The sequence below is a fragment of the Neobacillus sp. BF23-41 genome, assembly GCF_041106275.1.
Genome location: NZ_JBGBPR010000065.1, coordinates 1 through 6,543, shown reverse-complemented (window position 1 = coordinate 6,543; position 6,543 = coordinate 1). Strand labels below are relative to the sequence as shown.

The 6,543-nt window shown below is 32.1% G+C and carries 6 protein-coding genes; all 6 read right to left on the bottom strand.

Annotated features, from left to right (window positions below; all coding sequences use genetic code 11):
- Positions 1–523: 523 nt before the first annotated feature.
- Positions 524–1,357: an SHOCT domain-containing protein gene (locus AB7942_RS29960; RefSeq protein ID WP_369449707.1), complete on the bottom strand. Its 834-nt coding sequence runs from the start codon at positions 1,355–1,357 to the stop codon at positions 524–526.
- Positions 1,358–1,491: 134 nt separating this feature from the next.
- A complete protein-coding gene (locus AB7942_RS29955; RefSeq protein ID WP_369449706.1) occupies positions 1,492–1,710 on the bottom strand; it encodes a hypothetical protein in 219 nt (72 codons plus the stop codon).
- Between the two features lies 1 nt (position 1,711).
- The gene (locus tag AB7942_RS29950; protein ID WP_369449705.1) at positions 1,712–2,335 is read right to left on the bottom strand and encodes a hypothetical protein; all 624 of its coding nucleotides are present in this window, start codon (positions 2,333–2,335) and stop codon (positions 1,712–1,714) included.
- Between the two features lie 1,007 nt (positions 2,336–3,342).
- Positions 3,343–4,371, bottom strand: a complete 1,029-nt coding sequence (locus tag AB7942_RS29945) for a YncE family protein (RefSeq protein WP_369449704.1) — start codon at positions 4,369–4,371, stop codon at positions 3,343–3,345.
- A 78-nt stretch (positions 4,372–4,449) separates the two neighbouring features.
- A complete protein-coding gene (locus tag AB7942_RS29940) occupies positions 4,450–5,442 on the bottom strand; it encodes a hypothetical protein (RefSeq protein WP_369449703.1) in 993 nt (330 codons plus the stop codon).
- A gap of 492 nt (positions 5,443–5,934) precedes the next feature.
- Positions 5,935–6,348, bottom strand: a complete 414-nt coding sequence (locus tag AB7942_RS29935) for a WapI family immunity protein (protein ID WP_369449702.1) — start codon at positions 6,346–6,348, stop codon at positions 5,935–5,937.
- Between the last annotated feature and the right edge of the window lie 195 nt (positions 6,349–6,543).

Here is a 6,543-nt window from a genome sequence, read left to right as displayed (position 1 = left end):
GTTCAATACAGAGATCATCTTCTTGAAACTGCCTAGGTCTTTTTTAAAAATGTCCTTTACAACGGGTACACTTTAATTGAGAAGGGCTTTTATTGTTTATTATCCTCGATAAAATTTTTTTATCTCGAACACTATTGCCAGAGGTGCAAAACGTCCAAAGGTAATATAATTAAATTTATGAATTTCTCATTGCCACTATCTATCCAATGATTCCCCATTATTATTAAACCGACAAAAGATATTGCAGAAAGTATATAGTAAAAGTACATTGTACTCAGGAAATGAGGAATATCATTAATATTTTTAATGTCGAAGTAGCTAAATGATTTTATTAATTTTATCGTGGTATAAATATAATGAGTGTGGAGTTAGATGTACTCTTAGCTTGTAGCGAAAATGAAAATAGTCTATGGATGTAAAATCTCCCCCCTACCTTACTAAATCGATAAAATTGTTCTTTTATAATCAACAATTCTTAAACGCCTATCCATTTTTACTAACTCATTCATCATAAAAAATCACCTCAACTAGACAATAATTTTTGTTTTTGTTGGTTAAATTCATCTTGAGTTAGCAAACCTTGATTAAGTAAATCAGCAAGTTTCTTGATTTCGTCAGCAACAGATAAACTAGAATGATTGAAGTCATTATCAGTTTTCTCGTCTAATAAAGAAGATTCATCTTGTTTAATTAATAAACTCAGCAAACTATGCCAATGATTAGCAGAATTGGAAGCACTTTTATATTTTGGACTATCTTTTTTAATTGCCAATGGTTTTCCGTTTAAATCAGGTTCAGCTTGAAGAAAGTTTATAATCTTGTTTGGACTTTTAGTGTTATTTACAACTACTTTTAAATCAATCTTATAAACTTCCAATTCAGACGATTGCTTACCACTTAAACCACCTACAACAGCTCCTACACCACCCGCTATTACACCACCTAAGATTGCACCACCTATTTGTGATGATCGGGATGTGCTTGTAATTGTCTTTCCATTTTCTAATATTTCTGCTTCAAGAATTTCCTTATAGTCGTAAATTTCGGTAGAATTATTATTGGCAAAAATAAAGCATACTTTTTTTCTATCTTCATCTAATAATATGGAACTCTGAATATCATACGACTGATATTTTTGAGATACTGTAAAATCTTTTAATTGGGATTGCATTTCAAAAAGTTTATTAATTTTATCATTTTGTATTTTCGCTTGTTTTTTACCATCTAAATTACCTAGATACAACCCTCCTCCAAAAATCACTACTAAAAGTACAATTCCAAGAAAAGGTGAAACAGAAAATCCCCAAATTATAAAGAAAAATAAAAACATTGAAAGCAAAGCGACCAGACACCCCATAGAATCACCTCTTTATGTATATAGTTAAATATTACCATAACATAAGACTCGTTTGTTTTTATTTTTAAATTATTTTAATTAGTTAGATTATTGTTGGAAAATCGGATATAAGGACAAAAAAAGCGCAACCATGGCTACTCCTCTTCCTTATCCTTATATCCCATCATAGTTAAAGGACTGTATTTCCTACCTAGTTCTAATATGCGTTCTTGCTCCGAAGTAATGCCTTTTTCATTGATCTGCTGATAAGCTAGTCTAATTATTCTCTCAGCAGTTTGGCTAGTATTTATGTCCACTGATACTTCTTTACTATAATATATTCTTAATTCCTCTAACATTTCTTTGAACTTCATTTTAATTACTCCACCTTCCGCAATAAACTAATACTTTCCCTCTGTAATGTCTTTCACCAATACACTTTCTACCCACGCTGCTTGAACCATTACTGCTACTACTGCTGTCGGTAAGGGTTTTAGAATAAGTTATATCAATAACATTCATATCATCGCCCCATACTAAGTCATAATCACCATCAGGACAACTTGTATCATGTTCAATGTCACTTGTACCATCCTTGTACTCGATCCATCTTGAGTTCTCTATATAGCACTTATTGAATACTTCTTCTTTAACAGGTTCTTCTTCCACCCCTTGTTCTATTACTGGTATCTCCACCTCTGGTTCCTTTTTACAAGTTTCATCATAGGTTACTTCAGTTTTTCCATCAGAATAGCTATCGTATCTCCAACCATCTGATTCACATTCCCCTAGTGAAGTAACGAAACGGTCAGGCATAAACTTATCGTACTTACCTACTGCTACATCTTTAGCTTCAACTGTCTTTGGAGCTTCCTGTGTTGGTACTAGATATGCCATCCATAATAGACCTACAAAGATACTGCCCATCGTTATTAAAGCTACCTTGATTCTATATTTGAAATAAGATTCCTGCTTCTTCTTAGTCTTTTGTATAAACAATATTGTCACTCCTCTAGATATATTGTTTTTTGCCACTTCGATATACTAACACGGATTCCTGCATAAGACTGTACGTATTTGTGAATAATTTCACATAAAAGGACTTTCTCCAATAGTATGAATTAATTGTTTGGCTGCATATACTGGGCAGATCAATTTAGGAATAGTGTTTCATAGACCTAAAAAAGAGAGCAACCATTTAGGCTACTCCTTTGCTCCATTCATTACCTTAAATAATTTTCCAATCTTAGCTTGATCCTTATGCTCATACACCATCATCATAAATAAGCAACTTTATGAAGTATATAATAGCAATCCATATATGAACCTACCACTTAAATTACTGCTCTTTTTATACAATATTAAAGTACCATTTAACAAATCAATAAAGCAGAAAAGCTGTCGTTGTGGGAGTTGATTTGGTCGATGAGCTTATCTGCTCTCCCTTATACAACAAATTGTAAATATGGCGATGATGTAAAATATAGAAATATAACGAAAACTGGTCACCTTAGACTACCTTCCTACGTTTCAAGCAATGCGTAAAAACCCTTCACTAGTGAAGAGCTTTTGCGTTATATTCCAATATAGTTATCCTCTAAAAATATTCTTCTTATGCCAGTTAAAATACGGTTTGTGTTCAAGTGAAACAGAAAATATAATGCCTTCTTTAATTAAGAATTTATCATAGTCTTCTTTAGAAATTATTTTCGAAATTATTATGTTTCCATCCTCATTAAATGTAATTTAGCCTTTATCATATAAAGAATCATGATTGCAGCAAAGCAGTATTCCATTGTATTTACAGTTATGAATAAAATCTTGTATATAAAACCCTATTAGAAATAAATGCTTCTAGTCTTTCTACAGAAGGAATTCGTTAGAATACTTGATATACCTGGTTGCAGGACTTCGTAGGAATCGAACTTACGGGACCTGGCACCCCAAGTGACCATGGAATGTAGAAATATATTTACAGAAGTAAACCTAAGGGAGATTAACAGAACTTATTTGTATGACATAAGATTGGTAACCATCGTAGGAATATCGACTTCATTTAATAATTTTCCGTTTAAATCGTATATATACATTTTATTATTCGTATTATCAACTATATAAAGTTTATTATGAATAACTGAAACATGTTCAGCTAAACTTTTTGTATCAAACGACCTTAAAACTTTATTTTTACTTAAGGAATAAAATGTGATTTTTCCACCTTTTGATAGCAAGCGAGAATAATTCGTTATTAGAATTTCATCATTGTTGTATCTTTGAAGTTCCCCAACCATTGGCTCTGTATAATCTAATTTACCAACTTCATTTAAGGAATTAGGATCAAATACTGTAACAGTTTTAATAGGGTCCTCCATACCTAAATATAATTTATTATTAAAAAATAAAATATTACTAATACCCTTTGATTCTTTTGATACCAATTTTGAATGGATAGTTTTATTTTTTAAATTAACCTTAGTTAACATTGGTAACTGTTTATCTTTTTTTGTTACAAGACTAGCTATATATAGATTGTCTTTGTTTTGTGTTACATCGAAAATTAAGCCTAAATCCGGCATTTTAAGGTATTTCCCACCCTTTAGTTCGTTATTGAATCTATAAACATTGGGTGTGAATCCATCCTCTATACAAACAATATATTTAAAATCACCTATAAAATTAACTGAAAATGGATGAAGACCTACTTTTATGTCTTTTGTTTTCCCTCCCTTAGGGTCAAATATTAGAACCCTATTTTCTGCATTAGTTGAATCAGGTTTAAACTGAAGTGGAGCCCAAAAATTTCCATCTGTATCTTTAAATAATCTATCTCCATAGCCTTCGCCAATTTTGACGCTGTCTAATGTTTTTGCCGTGGTTGGATCAATAAAGTATATCGTATAATCTCCATTAGCATAACTGACATATGTAACAGAATTTTCAGGTATGTTAATAGGTTTACTACATCCATTAAGAATAAATAAAAGTAAAACAACAATTAATATCACAATATATCGAAATTTTTTAGAATTAATCAACTCTTAGCCCCCAAAAAGTATTTACAGAACAGAATAAGAGACGAGCAACAATTTCACTCGCCCCTTATTAACATAAAATTACTTAGATGTTAAATTAAGAATAGATTTTGCATCATTCAATGAGATATTTAATCTGTTCAATTCCGATGAATCAGATAAGTTAATTTTCCCTTCTTTAACTGATCGAGTAAGAAAATCTGCAAATCCTGGTTTTAAATAATTCGGAGTATATCTCAGAGTATAATTTACCTGTTTTCCTTCAAGTGCAGCCTCTTTTCTACGCTGTTCATTTAAACTTTTTGTTTCTGCATCAATATTTACTTTCTCTAATGAAGGTGAATGGATTTTAGATGATGTTAAGTCATATCCAATATTAGTTGGATTAGCTATACTTGCATTAGCAGATGCTGCATAGATTCCTCTTCCATCATACTTACTAGATTTTGAACCAGAAACATAAACTAATCTTTTATCATAGTATAGTGTCTCCGGCCATGTTGCAACATTATCCCCACCAAGGACCGATCCTGTTACATCGTAATAAGCACGGGATGCCAATTTGGTACAATACCACAAATCGTTTTTATAATATGATGTTAATACGGTATATGACCCTTTATAAGCCATTGCCTTGCTAATAACGAGTCTTTTATCGATTTTTAAATTTACCGTAGTGATAGTGGCTGCATCATATCGTTTGAAATGTGATTGGTAATAATTTTTATATACACCACTTGGCGTTGTTGCTTCAACAGTTAATCCATCCCATCCATATATTCTCTGAATAGGAGTAGTGGGATTTTTAGGTAAAATAGAGCTGGTGTCGTAGTTGGATGATTTTTGAACAAGAGCTACATGGGACCACTTTCCAATTCGATTGCTATTATTATAGCCAAACAACATATCACCTTGAAGTGTCGGTGATAAATTCAATGTATTTAATGCTCCTGACCACGTTCCAACAACCCAACCTCCAGCATTGTCTGCTTTCACTTTGCCAGAACCAAAAGTAAGAATAGAAGAGATAACCATCATTAAAATTAACCCATTCAAAATCGCTTTAATCTTCAATATTACACCCCCGAAAAGTTAAAAGATCGATAAAACGTTTCCCATAAAAACTTACTTAATTATTTGACTAGTCTAATAAATAAAAAAAAATTGAAGTTAGCTAAACAACAACAATTTGATTGTATCATAGGCTAATAGTCTTAGTTACTTTTTTCTAATTCAAAATTTCGACAAAAGCTTATACATAATTCTGGTTTTTCTTGTGCTGCCAAGTGAGTATCCATTCTTCTCATGGAATGGACGCATCTATAAAGTGAAAGGTGATGACTTTGAAGGTACCGAATATCTTCAAGAAGACATTAACTAAATTCCCTTACATTCTAGGCGTGTACACCTTATTTCATTAATCCTTACACCCTCTAGTTGAAACTCCATAAAAGGTATTCGCTGGACGAACTTATTAATCCTTCTTAAACTAACATGAGTCGTTACTTTAAGTACATTTCCTCACAAACTTGTAATTCAATAAGTCTTTAAACTAACTAATAATCTTCACATTGCATCTCGTTCAAGTTGTTCACAATGTTTCAGAAGTTCTGGTAAACTTGTAGGGTCAATACCAAAAGAAACCTCAACCGAACAAGGAGTCACCAATTCTTCATAATAACTTAAGTCTTGCATTCTTAATGTAACTAGAAAGTGTCCCCGACGATTAACGCACCGAATGGAAAGGCTAAATTCCTCTGGGAATGCAGACTGTAAACAAGCTACACCACTTCGCTTATTTTCGAGTGTACTTAGTTCTGCTAAAAATTTAGTTATATCTGTGGTTACAATATAAATTCCACCCAATGAGGCTGATATTCCCCTCGAATGAGTTTCAACACTAAAACGGACTCCTATCTCATCTTCTTTATCGACGTGAATTTTGATATAGGAATGTTTATCTTTTCCTTTGATAAGCAAGCTTTTCCCCTCCCTAACTGAAATAATTCCTCATATTAGATGAAAACCCTTCTTAAAGTAACCTGCTTACGTTAGCTGAATAAGAAAATACGATCCTTGGTTTTGAAGCATCGCACCCGTTAGTTGAACAAGGAATATACAAAATTAATTTGTAGAATTTGCTATTTTTATAAGTTTACTTTGGGATAATTTAGT

Coding starts and splice junctions, on each gene's coding strand:
- AB7942_RS29960 (WP_369449707.1), bottom strand. CDS start 1,357: ATGGGGTGTCTGGTCGCTTTGCTTTCAATGTTTTTATTTTTCTTTATA.
- AB7942_RS29955 (WP_369449706.1), bottom strand. CDS start 1,710: ATGAAGTTCAAAGAAATGTTAGAGGAATTAAGAATATATTATAGTAAA.